The sequence below is a fragment of the Citrobacter sp. Cpo103 genome (genome assembly GCF_030332605.1).
Lineage (GTDB): Bacteria > Pseudomonadota > Gammaproteobacteria > Enterobacterales > Enterobacteriaceae > Citrobacter > Citrobacter portucalensis.
The window spans coordinates 98,387-118,156 of record NZ_JAOWHO010000029.1 but is presented as its reverse complement, the minus strand read 5'-3'; the positions used below and the strand labels follow the sequence as shown (position 1 = coordinate 118,156).

Genomic DNA, 19,770 nt, shown 5'->3' with positions numbered 1-19,770 from the left:
TCACAAAAAAGACTTCGCTTTTTATGGCTGATTACGCAAAGTGAAAAGACATTTTTCCTGGGTGTTCATCGTCAGGTTTCGCAGTTACACTCCGTAAGCTTGCGGAGTGTGAACGATACTTCACAGCATCGGTCAAATGGCTATCTCAAAAAAGAATACAGGACAGAGGTTATGTTCAGGCAGTTGAAAAAAAACCTGGTTGCTACCCTCATTGCCGCACTGACTATCGGTCAGGTTGCGCCCGCATTTGCTGATACTGCGGACACCCTGCCTGATATGGGAACGTCGGCAGGCAGTACGCTTTCCATAGGACAGGAAATGCAGATGGGCGATTATTACGTACGCCAACTGCGCGGCAGTGCGCCATTAATTAACGATCCATTGCTCACCCAATACATTAATGCGCTGGGGATGCGTCTGGTCTCGCACGCCGACTCGGTTAAAACGCCCTTCACCTTCTTTTTGATTAACAACGATGAAATCAACGCCTTTGCTTTCTTTGGCGGCAACGTTGTCCTGCACTCTGCACTATTTCGCTATTCCGACAACGAAAGCCAGCTGGCATCGGTTATGGCGCACGAAATTTCCCACGTTACGCAGCGTCACCTGGCGCGTGCCATGGAAGATCAGAAACGCAGCGCGCCACTAACGTGGGTTGGCGCATTAGGTTCAATTTTATTGGCGATGGCCAGCCCGCAGGCGGGTATGGCGGCGCTGACCGGTACGCTGGCGGGTACACGTCAGGGGATGATTAGTTTTACGCAGCAAAATGAACAGGAAGCGGACCGCATCGGTATTCAGGTGCTGCAACGCTCGGGATTCGATCCCCAGGCCATGCCAACGTTCCTGGAAAAACTGCTCGATCAGGCTCGTTACTCTTCGCGTCCACCGGAAATTTTGCTGACTCACCCCCTGCCGGAAAGCCGTCTGTCTGATGCCCGTAACCGCGCCAACCAGATGCGCCCGGTGGTCGTCCAGTCGTCAGAAGATTTTTATCTGGCTAAGGCACGAACCTTGGGCATGTACAACTCTGGTCGTAACCAGTTGACCGATGACCTGCTGAGTAACTGGTCGAAAGGCAACGTACGTGAGCAACGTGCGGCGCAGTATGGCCGGGCATTGCAGGCGATGGAAGCCAGTAAATATGACGAGGCGCGTAAAGCGCTGCAACCGCTGCTGGCGGCAGATCCTAACAATGCCTGGTATCTCGACCTGGCAACGGATATCGATCTCGGCCAGAAGAAAACCAGTGATGCCATTAACCGCCTGAAAAACGCCCGCGACCTGCGCACTAACCCGGTTCTGCAGCTCAACCTGGCGAATGCCTATTTACAGGGTGGACAAGCCAAAGAGGCGGCGACCATCCTGAATCGCTATACGTTTAACCATAAAGATGACCCTAACGGCTGGGATCTGTTAGCGCAAGCGGAAGCCAACCTGGGCAACCGCGATCAGGAGCTGGCGGCGCGTGCGGAGGGGTATGCCCTCGCGGGACGTCTGGATCAGGCTATTTCGATGCTCAGCAGCGCAAGTTCTCAGGTGAAACTGGGTAGCCAGCAGCAGGCCAGATACGATGCCCGTATTGACCAGCTACGCCAGCTGCAAGAACGCTTTAAACCGTACACGAAGATGTAATTATCGAACCTTTGCCGGATGGCGACGCTGTAGCGTCTTATCCGGCCTACGTCAGACGCAATATGTAGGCCGGATAAGGTCTTTTGGCCGCCATCCGGCAGTATTGTTATGCAAGGAGAAGTCATGTCAGACGCGATTAAAATCTACCATAACCCACGTTGCTCCAAGAGCCGTGAAACGCTGGAATTACTGAAGTCCAACGGCGTGGACCCGGAAGTGGTGTTGTATCTGGAAGCGCCGGCTGATGCAGCAACCCTGCGTGAACTGCTGCAAATGCTCGGCATGTCCAGCGCGCGTGAACTGATGCGCCAGAAAGAGGATCTTTATAAATCGCTTAACCTGGCGGACAAAAATCTGAGTGAAGACGCGCTGATTCAGGCAATGGTGGAAAACCCGAAACTGATGGAGCGCCCGATTGTGGTTGCCAAAGGTCAGGCTCGAATTGGACGCCCGCCTGAGCAGGTACTGGAAATCGTCGGTTAACCTGCAACCTGCCGCAGTCTTCCCGGCTGCGGCGCTTACAGCTTCAGAATTTCTTTTACGAACGGAATGGTCAGCTTACGTTGGGCGGTGATCGAAGCATGATCAAGCTGATCCAGCGTCATAAACAGCGTACGCATTTCTCGATCCAGACGCTTTAGCAGAAAACGTCCCACATCTTCCGGCAGTTCAAATCCACGAAGTCTGGCGCGTAATTGCAACGCCTGCAGCTTATCTTCATCGGAAAGTGGTTGCAGCTTGTATATTTGCCCCCAGTCCAGGCGTGAGGCGAGATCCGGCAACCCCAGATTCAGCTGTCTTGGTGGACGATCGCCGGTGATCAGCAGGCGCGTTTTCCCCGATTCCAGGATACGGTTGTAGAGATCAAAGATCGCCATTTCCCACAGCGAATCACCAGCCACACATTCGATGTTATCGATGCATACCAGCGATAAATGCTCCATCCCGTCGAGCACCTCGGGGACGAACCAGGTGCGTTTGTCGAGCGGCACGTAGCCTACCGCATCGCCGCGCGCGGAGAGTTCCGCACAGGCTGCATGCAGCAAATGACTACGGCCAGCGCCTTCACGCGACCAGAGATAAATATACCCGCTATGTTCCTGACGCAGCACGTTTTGCAGTGCAGCCAGTAAAGAGGAGTTATCCCCCGGCCAGAAACTTGCGAAAGTTTCGTCGTCAGGAAGATAAAGTGGCAAAGAGAGCTGTGCCGGTGTGTTCAGAGATACCTCAACCCAGGATTTCATAAAATCGCGTTGAGTTTAACACAGAAATACGTCGCGATAGAACCGGGCAGCGCTGCCGCCCGGTCAGAGATTTACTGTTGCGGACTGTCTGCATCTTTCGCGTCAAGCACGACTTCTTCCGGACGCAGCAGGCTGATAACTTTGAAAATCAGGCTCAGACAGACACCAACGATGGTCGCCAGCGCCATGCCTTTCAGCTCTGCGGCACCGATGTGAACTTTCGCGCCACTTACGCCGATAATCAAAATAACCGAGGTCAGGATCAGGTTCTGCGCCTTGTTATAGTCAACCTTCGACTCGATCAGTACGCGAATACCAGAAGCACCAATCACACCGTACAGCAGCAGCGATACGCCGCCCATAACCGGCAGTGGAATGATTTGGATCGCTGCAGCCAGTTTACCCACGCAGGAGAGCAGAATGGCGAAAATTGCCGCACCGCCGATAACCCAGGTACTGTAAACGCGGGTGATCGCCATTACGCCGATGTTTTCGCCGTACGTGGTGTTCGGCGTAGAGCCGAAGAAACCAGAGATTACCGTAGACAGACCGTTGGCAAACATAGAACGATGCAGGCCAGGATCGCGAATCAAATCTTTTTTCACGATATTTGCCGTTACCACCAGGTGCCCGACGTGTTCAGCGATGACCACCAGCGCTGCTGGCAGGATGGTCAGAATGGCAACCCATTCAAAACGCGGCGTGTAAAACGTCGGCAGCGCGAACCAGTGGGCCTGCGCAATCGGCGTAGTGTCCACAACGCCCATCACGAAGGAGAGCGCATAACCGGCCAGCACCCCGATCAGAATCGGGATAATCGCCATAAAACCGCGGAACAATACGGAACCCAAGACCGTTACCGCCAGCGTTACCATAGAAATGATGATGGTTTTTGAATCCGGTAATTGCCCCTCAGCAGGCAGTAACCCCGCCATACCCGCAGCAACGCCAGCCAGCTCCAGACCGATGACGGCAACGATTGCGCCCATCGCCGCAGGCGGGAACATGACATCCAGCCAGCCGGTTCCTGCCTTCTTAACAATGAAAGAAACCAGGCAGAACAGGACGCCACACATAATGAAACCGCCCAGCGCCACTTCATACCCTAACGGCAGCAGCAGCAGTACCGGGGAAATAAAGGCAAAGCTGGAACCCAGATATGCGGGAATTTTACCCTTACAAATAAAGAGATACAGCAACGTACCAATGCCGTTAAACAGCAGAACTGTAGCTGGGTTGATGTGGAACAGGACTGGCACCAGCACCGTTGCGCCAAACATGGCGAACAGGTGCTGCAAACTAAGCGGGATTGTCTGTAAAAGCGGCGGTCTTTCACTCACCCCGATAGCACGGCGCGTCATAGTGTTTTCCTCTGAGTGTTGTTTGTTATTAGCCATTGGGTTGTTTTATTCAAAAAAAAGCCGACTCTTAAAGTCGGCTTCTTTTCACTTATTCGTTTACTTAGTACCAAAAATCTTATCGCCGGCATCGCCGAGCCCCGGAATAATGTATCCGTGCTCGTTCAGTCCCTGATCGATGGAGGCGGTGTACAGCTCCACATCCGGGTGCGCTTTTTCCAGTGCCGCGATACCTTCCGGTGCCGCAACCAGGACCAGCACTTTAATGCTGGTGCAGCCTGCATTTTTCAGCAGATCGATAGTGGCGATAACAGAGCCGCCGGTTGCCAGCATTGGGTCAACGATCAGCGCCATACGCTCATCGATGTTAGAAACCAGCTTCTGGAAATACGGAACCGGCTCCAGCGTCTCTTCGTTACGGTACATACCAACAACGCTGATACGCGCGCTCGGAACGTTTTCCAGAACGCCTTCCATCATGCCCAGGCCCGCACGCAGGATAGGCACAACGGTGATTTTTTTGCCTTTGATTTGGTCAACTTCAACTGGACCGTTCCAGCCTTCAATGGTCACCTTTTCGGTTTCCAGACCAGCGGTTGCTTCATAAGTCAGCAGGCTGCCAACTTCCGAGGCGAGTTCACGAAAGCGTTTAGTGCTGATGTCGTTTTCACGCATCAGTCCCAGCTTGTGTTTGACGAGTGGGTGTTTGACTTCCACGATCTTCATACTCTTCTCCTTTCCTCAGACGAATGGCAACCACAAAAAAAATCGCCGGATTATACCGCTTTTCCTCTCTGGCGCAACACTGCATACGCTTGATATGGATCAACCAAAGTCATTTGCGTCTGAATGATGAGTATAAAACAAGCCCCGCACTGATGGCGGGACTAGCTGTCAATGCTATGAATTTTAAAGATATTCAGCATTGGTCTGGATAACGTTTTGATACCATGAAAAAGATTTTTTAGGTGAGCGCGTTAATGTCCCGCTACCATCATTATTTTTATCGACATAGATAAACCCGTAGCGTTTTTTCATCTCTCCCGTCCCGGCCGAGACTAAATCAATGCAGCCCCACGGGGTATATCCCATCAGATCCACGCCATCTTCCACCACCGCTTTTTTCATCTCACGTATGTGGGCGGCAAGGTAGTCGATACGATACTGGTCGTTAACTGTACCATCGTCCTCGCGCACGTCGATGGCGCCAAATCCATTCTCCACAATGAATAGCGGCAACTGATAATGATCCCAGAACCAGTTTAGTGAATAGCGCAGGCCAACCGGATCAATCTGCCAGCCCCAGTCCGATTTCTGCACGTACGGATTGGAAACCAGGCTTTTCGACTCATCGTAATCCAGTTGCGGGTTGTCGGCCGTAGCCTGGGTTGCGAAAGACATATAATAGCTAAAGCCGATGTAATCAACGCAGCCCTCGGTCAGCGCCTGACGGTCTTCCTCGGTGATATCCAGTTCAAAGCCACGACGGGCAAAGTAGTTGAGAAGATGCTGCGGGTATTTGCCGCGCACATGGACGTCGGTAAACCAGTAACGCCGGTGCATGGCATTCATCGCCATCATCATATCGTCTGGCGCGCAGGTCAGCGGATAGATTGGACACATGGCAATCATGCACCCTATCTGTAATTCCGGGTTAATCTCACGCGCGACCTTTACCGCCAGCGCGCTTGCCACCAGCTCATAGTGCGCCGCCTGGTACATGACCGGCTCGCGGTCTTCGCCGGGCTGGTATTTCAGACCTGAGTTAGTAAAGGGCGCGAAATCTTCGTGATAATTTGCCTGGTTGTTAATCTCATTAAACGTCATCCAGTACTTCACTTTGTGCTGGTAACGAGTGAATACCCCCCTGGCAAAACGGACAAAGAAATCGATAAGCTTGCGGTTGCGCCAGCCGCCGTACTCTGTCACCAGATGGTAAGGCATCTCAAAATGCGACAACGTAATCACCGGCTCAATGCCATATTTCAGGCATTCGTCAAACAGGTCATCATAGAACTGTAGGCCAGCCTCATTGGGTTGTTCTTCATCGCCTAAGGGGAAAATACGCGTCCAGGCAATAGAGGTGCGAAAACATTTAAACCCCATTTCGGCAAACAGCTTTATGTCGTCTTTATAGCGATGATAAAAATCGATGGCCTCGTGGTTAGGGTAATTTTTACCGGCAATCACACCGTCGGTAATCTCACGCGCCACACCATGCGCTCCCGCGGTCATGACATCGGCAACGCTAATACCTTTTCCGCCCTCCTGCCAGCCACCTTCCAGTTGATGAGCGGCGACAGCGCCACCCCACATGAAATCTGCTTTAAATCCTGACATACCCTTCCCCTATCATGATGACTCTGCGCAAAACGCTGTTGATGAGGTCTGCAACAGAAAACAGAAACCGGTTTCAGTACGATACTGTGCATTCGGCTAACAGGATTCAAGCACAAGACTGTACCCGGTTTCATTTTCGTGGCGCAGCTCAAACAAATAGATAAATGATTGTAAAATGCTGAAAAAACCAGCAGATAAAACTTGATGCAGAGCAGGCTCGCAAACGTTTGCTTTCCCTGTTAGAATTGCGCCGAATTTAACTTTTACTGCAAGTAAACATGTGGGGAAGCAGGCAGTGACCGATAAAACCTCTCTTAGCTACAAAGATGCCGGTGTTGATATTGATGCAGGTAATGCTCTGGTTGATCGAATCAAAGGCGTAGTAAAGAAAACGCGTCGTCCGGAAGTTATGGGTGGTCTGGGTGGCTTCGGTGCGCTGTGCGCATTGCCGCAAAAATATCGTGAACCGGTACTGGTTTCCGGCACTGATGGCGTTGGTACAAAACTGCGTCTGGCGATGGATCTGAAACGCCACGACACTATCGGCATTGACCTCGTCGCAATGTGCGTCAACGACCTCGTGGTTCAGGGCGCTGAGCCGCTGTTCTTCCTCGACTACTATGCGACCGGCAAACTGGATGTGGACACCGCAGCCAGCGTCATTAACGGGATTGCCGAAGGCTGCCTGCAGTCTGGCTGTGCGCTGGTCGGTGGGGAAACAGCTGAAATGCCGGGGATGTACCACGGCGAAGATTACGACGTGGCAGGTTTCTGCGTTGGCGTCGTCGAAAAATCAGAGATTATCGACGGTTCAAAAGTGGCTGACGGTGACGTACTGATTGCGCTCGGCTCCAGCGGCCCGCACTCCAACGGTTACTCTCTGGTGCGTAAAATTGTAGAAGTCAGCGGTTGTGACCCAGAAACCACCGAGCTTGAAGGCAAGCCGCTGGCCGATCACTTACTGGCCCCTACCCGCATTTACGTGAAATCCATTCTGGAACTGATCGAGAAGGTTGATGTGCACGCCATTGCCCACCTGACCGGCGGCGGCTTCTGGGAAAATATTCCGCGCGTTCTGCCGGACAACACGCAGGCAGTGATCGACGAATCTTCATGGCAGTGGCCAGCCGTCTTCAACTGGCTGCAAACGGCGGGTAACGTCAGCCAGCATGAGATGTATCGCACCTTTAACTGCGGTGTAGGTATGGTTATCGCCCTGCCAGCTCCGGAAGTGGACAAAGCCCTTGCTTTGCTCAATGAGAAAGGTGAAAACGCCTGGAAAATCGGTATCATCAAAGCATCTGATTCCGAACAGCGTGTGGTCATTGAATGAAAAACATTGTGGTGCTCATTTCCGGCAACGGAAGCAATTTGCAGGCGATAATCGACGCCTGCGAACAGAAAAAAATCAATGGCACCATACGTGCAGTATTCAGTAACAAGGCCGATGCGTTCGGCCTTGAACGCGCACGCGAAGCGAATATTCCGGCGCACTCGCTGGAAGCCGCCCAGTTTGCCAGTCGCGAAGCATTCGACCGCCAACTGATTCAAGAGATTGACGCCTATGCACCCGATGTCGTGGTGCTGGCCGGTTATATGCGCATCCTCAGCCCGGCGTTTGTCGCTCACTATGCTGAACGATTGCTGAATATCCACCCGTCTTTATTGCCGAAATATCCCGGCCTGCACACGCACCGTCAGGTTCTGGAAAACGGCGATGAAGAACATGGCACCTCCGTCCACTTCGTCACCGATGAACTGGACGGCGGACCGGTTATTCTCCAGGCCAAGGTTCCGGTATTTGAAGGCGACAGCGAAGATGATGTCACGGCACGAGTCCAGGCTCAGGAGCATACCATTTACCCACTGGTGGTAAGCTGGTTTACCGATGGTCGCCTGAAGATGCGTGATAACGCTGCATGGCTGGACGGCGTTCGTCTGCCGCCACAAGGCTACGCCGCCGACGAATAATAAAATTCAACCTGTAAGCCGGATCTCACCATCCGGTCTACAGGCATAACTACCTTTTCCGGTTAATACTACCGGTATTCATCTACGCTCCCCCTTTCTCTTTGCTATCAGACGGTTTATTGTCATATTTTTCTGGCACAGTTGGACATCTGAGAGCAATGCTCGCCATAATAAATCGGTAGTGTCCCGTGAATGAAACGGAGTAAAAGTGGTAATGGGTCAGGAAAAGCTATACATCGAGAAAGAACTCAGCTGGTTAGCGTTCAACGAACGTGTACTCCAGGAAGCTGCTGATAAGTCAAACCCGTTGATCGAACGGATGCGTTTCTTAGGCATCTATTCCAATAATCTCGACGAGTTTTATAAGGTTCGTTTTGCCGAACTGAAGCGCCGAATCATTATTAGCGAAGAACAGGGTTCAAACTCTCACTCCCGCCATTTGTTAGGCAAAATCCAGGCCCGCGTATTAAAAGCCGATCAGGAATTTGACGGCCTGTACAACGAGTTGCTGTTGGAAATGGCGCGCAATCAGATTTTCTTAATCAACGAACGCCAGTTGTCGGTCAATCAGCAAAGCTGGTTGCGTCATTACTTCAAGCAATATCTTCGCCAGCACATCACGCCGATCCTGATTAACCGCGAGACGGATTTAGTCCAGTTTTTAAAAGATGACTACACCTATCTGGCGGTAGAAATTATCCGTGGTGATACGATACGCTACGCGCTGCTGGAAATCCCTTCCGACAAGGTTCCCCGTTTTGTGAATCTGCCGCCGGAAACCCCGCGCCGTCGCAAACCGATGATCCTGCTGGACAACATCTTACGTTACTGCCTTGACGACATTTTCAAAGGGTTCTTTGACTACGACGCACTGAACGCCTATTCGATGAAAATGACCCGTGACGCCGAATACGATTTGGTGCATGAGATGGAATCGAGCCTGATGGAGCTGATGTCATCCAGCCTGAAACAGCGTCTGACCGCAGAACCTGTACGTTTTGTCTATCAGCGAGACATGCCCAATGCGCTGGTCGAAGTACTGCGTGAAAAACTGACAATTTCTCGCTATGACTCGATTGTTCCCGGCGGGCGTTATCATAACTTCAAAGACTTTATTAACTTCCCTAACGTTGGCAAAGCTAACCTGGTGAACAAACCGCTGCCGCGTCTGCGCCATATCTGGTTCGACAACGAGAAGTTTCGTAACGGCTTTGACGCCGTTCGTGAACGCGACGTGCTGCTGTATTACCCCTATCACACCTTTGAGCACGTTCTTGAACTGCTGCGCCAGGCCTCTTTCGACCCGAGCGTGCTGGCTATAAAGATCAACATCTACCGTGTGGCAAAAGATTCACGCATTATTGATTCAATGATCCATGCCGCGCACAACGGTAAGAAAGTTACCGTTGTGGTGGAATTGCAGGCCCGCTTCGATGAAGAAGCCAACATCCATTGGGCCAAGCGTCTAACCGAAGCAGGCGTTCACGTCATCTTCTCCGCGCCAGGCCTGAAAATTCACGCCAAACTGTTCCTTATCTCGCGTAAAGAAGGTGATGAAGTCGTGCGCTATGCGCATATCGGGACGGGGAACTTCAACGAAAAAACGGCACGCCTGTATACCGACTACTCATTGCTGACCGCAGATTCGCGCATTACCAACGAAGTGCGTCGGGTGTTTAACTTCATCGAGAATCCGTATCGCCCGGTGACGTTCGATTATCTGCTGGTTTCCCCGCAGAACTCACGCCGTCTGCTGTACGCAATGATCGACAAAGAAATCGCCAACGCGCAGCAAGGACTGCCTTCCGGCATTACGCTAAAACTGAATAACCTGGTCGATAAAGGTCTGGTTGACCGCCTCTATGCGGCCTCAAGTTCAGGCGTGCCGGTCAATTTGTTGATTCGCGGAATGTGCTCGCTCATCCCGAATCTGGAAGGTATCAGCGACAATATTCGCGTTATCAGCATCGTTGATCGCTATCTTGAACATGACCGGGTCTATATCTTCGAGAACGGGGGTGACAAGCAGGTGTATCTCTCCTCCGCTGACTGGATGACAAGAAACATCGACTATCGTATCGAAGTTGCCACACCGCTTCTTGACCCGCGCCTTAAGCAACGCGTGCTGGATATTATCGATATCCTGTTCAGCGACACGGTGAAAGCCCGCTTTATTGATAAAGAACTGAGTAATCGCTACGTACCGCGCGGAAACCGCCGTAAGGTTCAGTCACAATTGGCGATTTACGATTACATCAAATCACTCGAGCAACCTGACTAAAGATATGCCAATACACGACAAGACTCCACGACCGCAGGAATTTGCTGCGGTCGACCTTGGTTCAAACAGTTTCCATATGGTCATTGCCCGCGTGGTTGATGGCGCAATGCAAATTATTGGGCGACTGAAACAACGCGTACATCTGGCGGATGGTCTCGGCGAAGATAACAAGCTGAGCGAAGAGGCCATGGAGCGCGGGCTAAGCTGTTTATCACTGTTCGCCGAACGTTTGCAGGGGTTTCCTCCATCAAGCGTATGTATCGTGGGAACCCATACTTTGCGTCAGGCACTGAATGCGACTGATTTTCTCAAGCGAGCGGAAAAAGTCATCCCCTACCCAATTGAGATTATTTCCGGCAACGAAGAAGCCCGATTGATCTTTATGGGCGTTGAACATACGCAGCCGGAAAAAGGTCGCAAGCTGGTTATCGATATCGGCGGCGGCTCAACCGAATTAGTGATCGGCGAGGATTTCGAGCCTAAACTGGTCGAAAGCCGCCGCATGGGCTGCGTCAGTTTTGCTCAGATGTATTTCCCAGGCGGTGTAATTAACCGTGAAAATTTCCAGCGTGCCCGCATGGCGGCTGCGCAAAAGCTCGAAACCTTAACCTGGCAGTTTCGCATTCAGGGCTGGAACGTTGCGCTGGGCGCATCGGGCACCATTAAAGCAGCCCATGAAGTGCTGCTGGAGATGGGTGAAAAAGACGGTTTTATCACCCCCGAACGTCTGGACAAGCTGACATCTGAAGTGTTGAAGCACGCGTCATTTGATGCGCTCAGCTTGCCGGGGTTGTCAGAAGAAAGAAAAGCAGTGTTTGTACCCGGACTCGCGATTCTGTGCGGCGTTTTTGACGCGTTAGCTATTCGCGAACTTCGCCTTTCTGATGGTGCGTTACGTGAAGGCGTGCTGTACGAGATGGAAGGCCGTTTTCGCCACCAGGACGTTCGTAGCCGTACCGCCAGCAGCCTGGCGAACCAGTACAACATTGACAGCGAACAGGCCCGGCGCGTACTGGAAACGACGATGCAAATGTACGACCAGTGGCATACGCAGCAGCCAAAGCTGGCCAATCCCCAACTGGAAGCGTTACTGCGTTGGGCAGCAATGCTGCATGAGGTTGGGCTGAACATCAACCACAGCGGTCTGCATCGCCACTCTGCGTATATCTTACAAAACAGCGATCTACCTGGTTTCAATCAGGAACAACAGCTGATGATGGCAACATTAGTTCGTTATCATCGCAAAGCGATTAAGCTCGACGACTTGCCCCGCTTTACGCTGTTTAAGAAGAAACAGTTTCTGCCGTTAATTCAGCTGCTGCGCCTGGGCGTGCTATTGAATAATCAGCGTCAGGCGACCACCACGCCGCCGACTTTGACCCTGATAACCGACGACAGCCACTGGACCTTACGCTTCCCGCATGACTGGTTTAGCCAAAATGCGCTGGTGCTGCTCGATCTGGAGAAAGAGCAGCAATACTGGGAAGCCGTAACAGGCTGGCGACTCAAAATTGAAGAAGAGAGCTCACCCGATATCGCCGCATAAGATCTCAGCAGGTGTCAGTTCATCTGGCACCTGCTTTTCCAGAGTTTCATTCAACGGCAGTGGCTTACCAATCAGATACCCCTGCATGTAATCAATCCCCAGCGAAATCACCGCACTGCGTATTTCCTCGCTTTCGACGTACTCCGCAACCACCAGCATTCTTTTCATCCGCGCCAGATGGCAAATAGAGGCCACGATTTGGTAGTCGAGGCTGTTCGAAACAATATTGCGAATAAAGCTACCGTCAATTTTCAGGATATCGGCATTCACATTTTTCAGCCGCGCATAGCTGGCATATCCAGTACCAAAATCATCAATCGCAATCTGACAGCCCAGTGATTGCAGTTGCAGCAACGTTGCCTGTGCCTGTTCCGCATTGGTCAAGGCATTGCTTTCCGTCACTTCAAAGATAAGTTGCCATGCTTCAACCTTGTACTTATTCAGTAACTGATTGATGTCATTAGGAAGTCTCGCGCGACATACTGAGGTGGGTGATAAGTTGATAGCAAACCGGTGGGCGGGCATTTTTTCCCGATTCTGCGCCATAAATTTCAGCGTATTTTCAATCACCCACAGATCGATACGGGAGGACAAACCAAACTCATGGGCTACCGGCAAGAAGCTATCAGGGGCAATAGTTTCACCGTCATCCCCCTCAAGCCGCAGCAGGATTTCGTGATAAACGTCTCCACGCACACCAAAAATCGGCTGCGCCTTCAGGAAAAAGCGATTGTTCTCCAGCGCCTGCTGAATACGGTTCATCATCGCAACTTTATCTTTCAGGTCACGTTGCAGGTGCATCACACCACGCCGCTGCAAATTCTCTGGTGAATTGGTTGCCAGCGATAATTCGGCAATGGTACTTAACTCTCCCAGCAACAAATAGATATGGTTAACAGGAGAACGGACATAGCAAAAGCTGATCCCAACCTGCGGTTGCAAAGGCATACCGTCCCAGACAAAACGAAACTGCTTGATATGCCTGTCCAGTGCTTCAATGCGTTCCTAGTGTAGCTCAGTGTTAAAACGCAGGATTAGATCATTACCCGATAATTGATAGACATGCTCATCCTGTTCAAGCAACGGTGTTATCCACTGAGCCAGTTTTTGCTTGTACTGGATACGCAGCATAATGCCGTAATTTTTCACCAGCAGCTCCATGCCCGGAACCCCCAAAAAGCAAAGCACTGACCATGGCGAGTTTTTCAAATCCCGGTTCAAAGCGCGCAAATTCGGAATATGCACCATAGGGTCAAAGAAGGCCAGGCGATGGTTGCGCCGGGTAACAAAACGTTGACGCGTTGCCAGGACAGCAATGAAATTCACGATGAAGGAAAAAACCAGATAACTTGATGAGGTAATGGCAAGCTGCGTATCGTAACCCGAATACCATGGCATATAGCGCTGATAATAATGAATTGCGGTAATAAGTACGACCGCCCATATCAACGAAATAAATTTATAACCGTAACGCATTGCCCCCCACAGCATGACGGGAAGTAACAGTGACAATGTATAATTCGTGCTGAATATTGAGCTTTGTTCATTGAGCGGCATACACAACATTGCCATTAACACAGTCAATATAATCAACCAGACCGCAAACTCTGTTTTAGTCACTTTGGTATCAAACTGCTGTTTTAACTGAGAAAAATAGCCTCTCAGATGCAAGGGGTTGCGAATTGTTCGAATGATGAAATAACACAGCGGCACACCTACAAGATTCCCTGCGAGTATGGACTGATAGTTGATCAATGTGCCTGTATTGAAGGGCATAACGCCCACCATGCCAGATTTGCTTTCATAAACACCCACAAATGCGGCAAACTGAAAGAGTATCAGAAACAGCGTAGCCGGGCAGAAGACTTGCCAGAACATACGCTGAAACAACAGATGAGAGTCGCCGTGGGAAACGTTGTTTCGTCGGGGAGAAAATACTTTATATCCTCCCCAGCTAAGCACGATTGTAACTATAAAGTGCGAAATTATTGAAAGTGTTTCAAATAACCCGACCTGCGGATATTTGTACCAGATAATGGAAATGATAATACCTGGCAATGCCGCCCAGCCAAAAAAAAGCATCAGGCTAATCATCAGCGCTAACGGCAGGTAGAAAAGAATTACTGTCCCCGTACTAATATGGGCATAGGTAGTGGCAGTGCTCAATATAGGCAACAACAAAGAAGGTAAGATGAGAGGTAATGCCCACCATCTATCTCTAATACCAATATAATTTTTATTGAGTTTCATAGATGCTCAGTAGAATCCCGCACATCCTGTAGGGGGTATTCAGACAGGCATCCCACCTGACTTTAAAACGATAAAGTAAAATACATCACAATGATTCATCGATTTTAGTTGTCAGCAAAGTGTGATGCTTGATACATATCAAAAAACATGCCCCTCATTCATCAATTATTACTCTTTTCATTATTTTTTATCGTTAATACATTATTCATGCAAATAATAATATTAATTTCCATAACATAAGAAGATAAAACAACTGAAGCAATTTTACATAAGGAAGAATTGACCATTTCCTCTCAGTGTGCCTTAATGTGAGTATCGCCCTCAGTTGGGTACACTACAAGGAACCTTTTGTGAGCCAGGTTACCAGCCTACGCAAACGACACCGATTTAACAGTCGCATGATCCGGATCGTACTGCTTATCAGCTTTCTCTTCTTCTTCGGACGCTTCGTCTACTCCGCCATTGGTGCGTGGCATCACCACCAGGACAAAAAAGAATCTCAGCAGACCACTCAGCCGCAACAGACATCTTCTGCACAAATCGACGTACATTGATCGCTCGCGCCTGTGATACCCCCAGCATTAAGATCCCTTACCGGATGGCTAATCGCCTGACATTTAACCATCCGGTAAGGGATTTGAGTGATGAAACTTTACCCCCCTCTCTCGCTTAATTATCAGATAATCGGCCGTATTTTTCGCACAAATGCACAATCTTTTCATCCCACTTCGCCGCACCATTCGCGCTGATTTTTACGTTCCGGTTTAGCGGACATAAAAAGACAAAAAGTGCTCAAATAAACGCTAATTAATATCACCAGCAAATATCACTGACGCAAGCATTTATATTTCGCATGAAAATTAAATAGTTATTTGAATTGTTATCATTTTTAAATACTACAGGGTAATGCCATGAGTGGTTTTTTATTATTTCCAAAGATAAGAAGCGGTCTTGAGTGGGTCGCCGGGCACAGTGATGCGGTCATTCAATTCGGCTGGAATATCGTTGCCGCCGTGATCTTATTGTTTGTCGGTAAATTTATCGCTCGCCTGCTCTCTCGTGGGCTGGAAAAGTTACTGCTTAAACGTAAAGTCGACAGAACCATCATTCAGTTCTTCACCGCGCTGGTACGTTACATCACCCTCGCTTTTTTCGTCGTCGCTGCGTTGGGTCGCGTCGGCATTGAAACATCCTCCATTATTGCCGTCATCGGCGCCGCCGGACTGGCTATTGGTCTCGCGCTACAAGGATCGCTTTCCAACTTTGCCGCTGGCGTGCTGTTGGTTTCCCTGCGGCCTTTTCGCGCAGGGGAAGTAGTGCAGATTGGTGCAGTCACCGGAACAGTAGAAAAAGTGCACATCTTCTCCACCACCCTGCTCACCGCGGACAGCAAAGAAGTGGTGATTCCAAACGGTAAGATCATCGCTGACAACATCATTAACTATTCCCGTCATCCTTTTCGCCGTATCGATCTGGTGATTGGCGTGGGTTATCAGAGTCGGATTGCAGAGGTTAAGCAAGTTATTAATCACATTATCGAGCAGGACAGCCGTATCGATAAGCAACGTGGGGTAACCGTTCGCTTGGGCGAACTGGGCGCTTCAGCGTTGAATTTTTACGTGCGCGTATGGGTGCCCAACATCGAGTACTGGAACACCTATTACGATCTGCTGGAAAACATTAAAGAGGCGCTGGACGCCAACCATATTGACCTGCCCTATCCACAGATGGATGTGCGTATTCAGAATGTCGCACCTCAGCAGCAGCCTCAGCTGCAACTGGTCGATTAGCGTACTATCCGACAGAACATACGCCAGAAGTATTTACTGAAGTATTTGCTGAAATGCGTGCAATAAAAAAACCCTCTGTAAACAGAGGGTTTTTTACATATTACCGGTTCAAAAACCGCTAACGGAAAGGGATATTATTCCCACTCAATCGTAGCTGGCGGCTTACCGCTGATGTCATACACCACGCGGGAAATACCGTTCACTTCGTTGATAATGCGGTTAGAGACGCGGCCTAAGAAGTCATACGGCAGGTGCGCCCAGTGCGCGGTCATAAAGTCGATGGTTTCTACCGCACGCAGGGAAACAACCCAGTCGTACTTGCGGCCATCGCCCATCACACCAACGGAACGAACCGGCAGGAACACGGTGAACGCCTGGCTTACCTTGTTGTACAGGTCAGCTTTGTGCAGCTCTTCAATGAAGATAGCATCCGCGCGACGCAGCAGGTCGCAGTACTCTTTCTTCACTTCGCCAAGCACACGTACGCCCAGACCCGGTCCAGGGAACGGGTGACGGTACAGCATGTCGTACGGCAGGCCCAGCTCCAGACCAATCTTACGCACTTCGTCTTTGAACAGCTCACGCAGCGGCTCAACCAGACCCATCTTCATCTCTTTCGGCAAACCGCCCACGTTGTGGTGAGATTTGATAACGTGCGCTTTACCCGTGGCAGATGCCGCGGATTCGATCACGTCCGGGTAGATGGTGCCCTGCGCCAGCCACTTAACGTCTTCCAGCTTCAGCGCTTCTTCATCGAATACTTCCACGAATACGCGGCCGATGATTTTACGTTTAGCTTCTGGGTCGTTCTCGCCTTTCAGCGCGTCCAGGAAACGCTGCTCGCCTTCCACGTGAATGATGTTCAGGCCAAAGTGGTCGCCGAACATATCCATCACCTGCTGAGCTTCGTTGAGACGCAGCAGACCGTTGTCAACGAACACGCAGGTCAGGTTTTTGCCGATAGCACGGTGCAGCAGCATCGCGGTGACGGAGGAGTCAACGCCGCCGGACAGGCCGAGGATAACTTTATCATTGCCAACCTGCTCACGAATGCGGGCAACGGCGTCATCGATAATTTTTGCCGGCGTCCACAGCGCTTCACACTGGCAGATGTCGCGCACAAAACGCTCCAGCATGCGCATACCCTGACGGGTGTGGGTAACTTCCGGGTGGAACTGCACGCCGTAGAAGCGTTTTTCTTCGTGCGCCATGATAGCGAACGGGCAGCTGTCGGTGCTGGCAACGGTCACGAAACCTTCCGGAATGGCGGTCACTTTGTCGCCGTGGCTCATCCACACGTCCAGCAACGGTTTGCCGTCTGCGGTCAGGGAGTCTTCAATACCGCGGACAAGCGCGCTGTCGGTCTGAACTTCAACCTGCGCATAGCCGAATTCACGTTCGTTAGAACCTTCAACATGACCACCGAGCTGCATTGCCATGGTCTGCATGCCGTAGCACACGCCGAACACCGGCACGCCCGCATTGAAAACGTATTCCGGCGCACGCGGGCTGTTTTCTTCGGTGGTACTTTCCGGACCACCGGAAAGAATGATACCGCTTGGGTTGAATTCGCGAATTTGTGCTTCCGTAACATCCCATGCCCACAGTTCACAGTAGACGCCCAGTTCACGTACGCGACGTGCAACCAGCTGAGTGTACTGCGAGCCGAAATCGAGGATGAGAATGCGATGTTTATGAATATTGTCTGTCATTGACGCTAATTCCGAGGCAAGTGAAACAAATTCGCCCGGCATATAGCCGGGCGCGGAAACTTATCAGGAGCCCATGCGGTAGTTAGGGGACTCTTTGGTGATGGTCACATCGTGAACGTGACTTTCCTGAATACCCGCACCGCTGATGCGTACAAACTCTGCTTTCGTTCGCAGCGCGTCGATAGTACCACAGCCGGTCAGACCCATACAGGAGCGCAGGCCGCCCATCTGCTGGTGAATGATCTCTTTCAGGCGACCTTTATAGGCAACGCGACCTTCGATACCTTCCGGGACCAGTTTGTCAGCAGCGTTATCGCTCTGGAAGTAACGGTCAGAAGACCCTTTGGACATCGCGCCCAGAGAACCCATACCGCGGTAAGATTTGTAAGAACGGCCCTGGTACAGTTCGATTTCGCCCGGGGATTCTTCAGTACCCGCCAGCATGGAGCCAACCATCACTGCGGCAGCACCAGCAGCAATCGCTTTAGCGATGTCGCCGGAGAAACGAATACCGCCGTCGGCGATAACCGGAATACCGGTGCCTTCCAGCGCTTCAACGGCATCAGAAACGGCAGTGATCTGCGGAACACCGACGCCGGTCACGATACGGGTAGTACAGATGGAGCCAGGGCCGATACCCACTTTAACTGCGCTGCAGCCAGCTTCAGCCAGCGCGCGAGCACCTGCGCCCGTAGCAACGTTACCGCCGATGATCTGCAGGTCAGGATATTTAGCGCGAGTTTCACGAATACGCTGCAGAACGCCTTCAGAGTGGCCGTGAGAGGAGTCAATCAGCAGAACGTCTACGCCAGCGGCAACCAGCGCGTCTACACGCTCTTCGTTACCTGCGCCAGCACCTACCGCTGCACCAACGCGCAGACGACCATGCTCGTCTTTACAGGCGTTAGGTTTACGTTCTGCTTTCTGGAAATCTTTTACGGTGATCATGCCGAGCAGGTGGAAGCTGTCATCAACAACCAGCGCTTTCTCAACGCGTTTTTCGTGCATTTTGGCAAAAACGACATCGCGCGCTTCGCCTTCACGAACGGTCACCAGACGCTCTTTTGGCGTCATATATACGCTAACCGGCTGGTTCAGGTCAGTCACAAAACGCACGTCACGGCCGGTGATGATGCCGACCAGTTCGTTATCTTCAGTCACTACCGGGTAGCCAGCAAAGCCGTTACGCTCGGTCAGTTCTTTCACTTCGCGCAGAGTAGTGGTTGGCAGTACGGTCTGTGGGTCAGTTACCACGCCAGATTCGTGTTTCTTCACGCGGCGAACTTCTTCAGCCTGGCGCTCGATGGACATGTTTTTGTGGATAAAACCGATGCCGCCTTCCTGGGCCAGGGCAATTGCCAGGCGCGCTTCCGTCACGGTGTCCATTGCTGCGGAGAGCATAGGAATGTTCAGGCGAATGGTTTTCGTCAACTGGGTGCTGAGGTCAGCAGTATTCGGCAGAACGGTAGAATGAGCGGGAACGAGGAGGACGTCGTCAAACGTCAGGGCTTCTTTTGCGATACGTAGCATGGGCAATATCTCACCTGGGAGGTTATTAAATATTGCCGCGGCATTATACAGAGCGTAACCGATTGCATCCACACTTTTTTGCAAAAAAACCTTGCGCTCCTCTGTGAGCATGT

14 protein-coding genes and 1 pseudogene are annotated in these 19,770 nt (G+C 51.2%); 8 read left to right on the top strand and 7 right to left on the bottom strand.

Annotation, left to right across the window (positions count from 1 at the left end; all coding sequences use genetic code 11):
• Positions 1-171 precede the first annotated feature (171 nt).
• The gene (gene bepA, locus OGX89_RS09270; RefSeq protein ID WP_125112683.1) at positions 172-1,635 is read left to right on the top strand and encodes a beta-barrel assembly-enhancing protease; all 1,464 of its coding nucleotides are present in this window, start codon (positions 172-174) and stop codon (positions 1,633-1,635) included.
• Positions 1,636-1,758: 123 nt separating this feature from the next.
• Positions 1,759-2,118: an arsenate reductase (glutaredoxin) gene (gene arsC, locus OGX89_RS09265; protein ID WP_125112684.1), complete on the top strand. Its 360-nt coding sequence runs from the start codon at positions 1,759-1,761 to the stop codon at positions 2,116-2,118.
• A gap of 35 nt (positions 2,119-2,153) precedes the next feature.
• Here the strand turns inward: arsC and OGX89_RS09260 are convergent, their stop codons facing one another.
• From OGX89_RS09260 to OGX89_RS09245, 4 genes are all read right to left on the bottom strand, one after another.
• Positions 2,154-2,855: a DnaA inactivator Hda gene (locus OGX89_RS09260; RefSeq protein WP_211924219.1), complete on the bottom strand. Its 702-nt coding sequence runs from the start codon at positions 2,853-2,855 to the stop codon at positions 2,154-2,156.
• A 95-nt stretch (positions 2,856-2,950) separates the two neighbouring features.
• Positions 2,951-4,240, bottom strand: a complete 1,290-nt coding sequence (uraA, locus tag OGX89_RS09255; protein WP_125112685.1) for a uracil permease — start codon at positions 4,238-4,240, stop codon at positions 2,951-2,953.
• A 96-nt stretch (positions 4,241-4,336) separates the two neighbouring features.
• Positions 4,337-4,963, bottom strand: a complete 627-nt coding sequence (gene upp / locus OGX89_RS09250) for a uracil phosphoribosyltransferase (protein WP_003835110.1) — start codon at positions 4,961-4,963, stop codon at positions 4,337-4,339.
• A gap of 183 nt (positions 4,964-5,146) precedes the next feature.
• Positions 5,147-6,577: a 6-phospho-beta-glucosidase gene (locus OGX89_RS09245; protein WP_125112686.1), complete on the bottom strand. Its 1,431-nt coding sequence runs from the start codon at positions 6,575-6,577 to the stop codon at positions 5,147-5,149.
• 295 nt (positions 6,578-6,872) lie between these two features.
• Here OGX89_RS09245 and purM point away from each other — a divergent pair, with 295 nt between their 5' ends.
• From purM to ppx, 4 genes are all read left to right on the top strand, one after another.
• Positions 6,873-7,910 carry a phosphoribosylformylglycinamidine cyclo-ligase gene (gene purM, locus OGX89_RS09240; protein WP_020996702.1) on the top strand — a complete coding sequence of 346 codons (1,038 nt, stop codon included), beginning with the start codon at positions 6,873-6,875 and terminating at the stop codon, positions 7,908-7,910.
• The gene (gene purN, locus OGX89_RS09235; protein WP_003835118.1) at positions 7,907-8,548 is read left to right on the top strand and encodes a phosphoribosylglycinamide formyltransferase; all 642 of its coding nucleotides are present in this window, start codon (positions 7,907-7,909) and stop codon (positions 8,546-8,548) included. The genes purM and purN overlap by 4 nt, the downstream gene beginning before the upstream one ends.
• Before the next feature lie 214 nt (positions 8,549-8,762).
• A complete protein-coding gene (gene ppk1 / locus OGX89_RS09230) occupies positions 8,763-10,829 on the top strand; it encodes a polyphosphate kinase 1 (protein ID WP_032944192.1) in 2,067 nt (688 codons plus the stop codon).
• A gap of 4 nt (positions 10,830-10,833) precedes the next feature.
• Positions 10,834-12,375, top strand: coding sequence for an exopolyphosphatase (ppx, locus tag OGX89_RS09225; protein WP_003835121.1), 1,542 nt, complete (start codon positions 10,834-10,836; stop codon positions 12,373-12,375).
• Here the strand turns inward: ppx and OGX89_RS09220 are convergent.
• Positions 12,355-14,625, bottom strand: a pseudogene (locus OGX89_RS09220) (bifunctional diguanylate cyclase/phosphodiesterase). The gene ppx and the pseudogene OGX89_RS09220 overlap by 21 nt on opposite strands.
• 350 nt (positions 14,626-14,975) lie before the next feature.
• Between OGX89_RS09220 and OGX89_RS09215 the strand changes: the two are divergent.
• The gene (locus tag OGX89_RS09215) at positions 14,976-15,179 is read left to right on the top strand and encodes a YfgG family protein (protein ID WP_071692595.1); all 204 of its coding nucleotides are present in this window, start codon (positions 14,976-14,978) and stop codon (positions 15,177-15,179) included.
• 357 nt (positions 15,180-15,536) lie between these two features.
• Entirely contained in the window at positions 15,537-16,415 is an 879-nt protein-coding gene (gene mscS / locus OGX89_RS09210; protein ID WP_063941703.1) for a small-conductance mechanosensitive channel MscS, read from the top strand.
• 134 nt (positions 16,416-16,549) lie between these two features.
• On the opposite strand, the gene guaA is transcribed toward mscS, so the two are convergent.
• Both guaA and guaB read right to left on the bottom strand, forming a co-directional pair.
• Entirely contained in the window at positions 16,550-18,127 is a 1,578-nt protein-coding gene (gene guaA, locus OGX89_RS09205; RefSeq protein ID WP_003835152.1) for a glutamine-hydrolyzing GMP synthase, read from the bottom strand.
• Positions 18,128-18,190: 63 nt separating this feature from the next.
• Positions 18,191-19,657, bottom strand: coding sequence for an IMP dehydrogenase (gene guaB / locus OGX89_RS09200; RefSeq protein ID WP_003037756.1), 1,467 nt, complete (start codon positions 19,655-19,657; stop codon positions 18,191-18,193).
• Positions 19,658-19,770 lie beyond the last annotated feature (113 nt).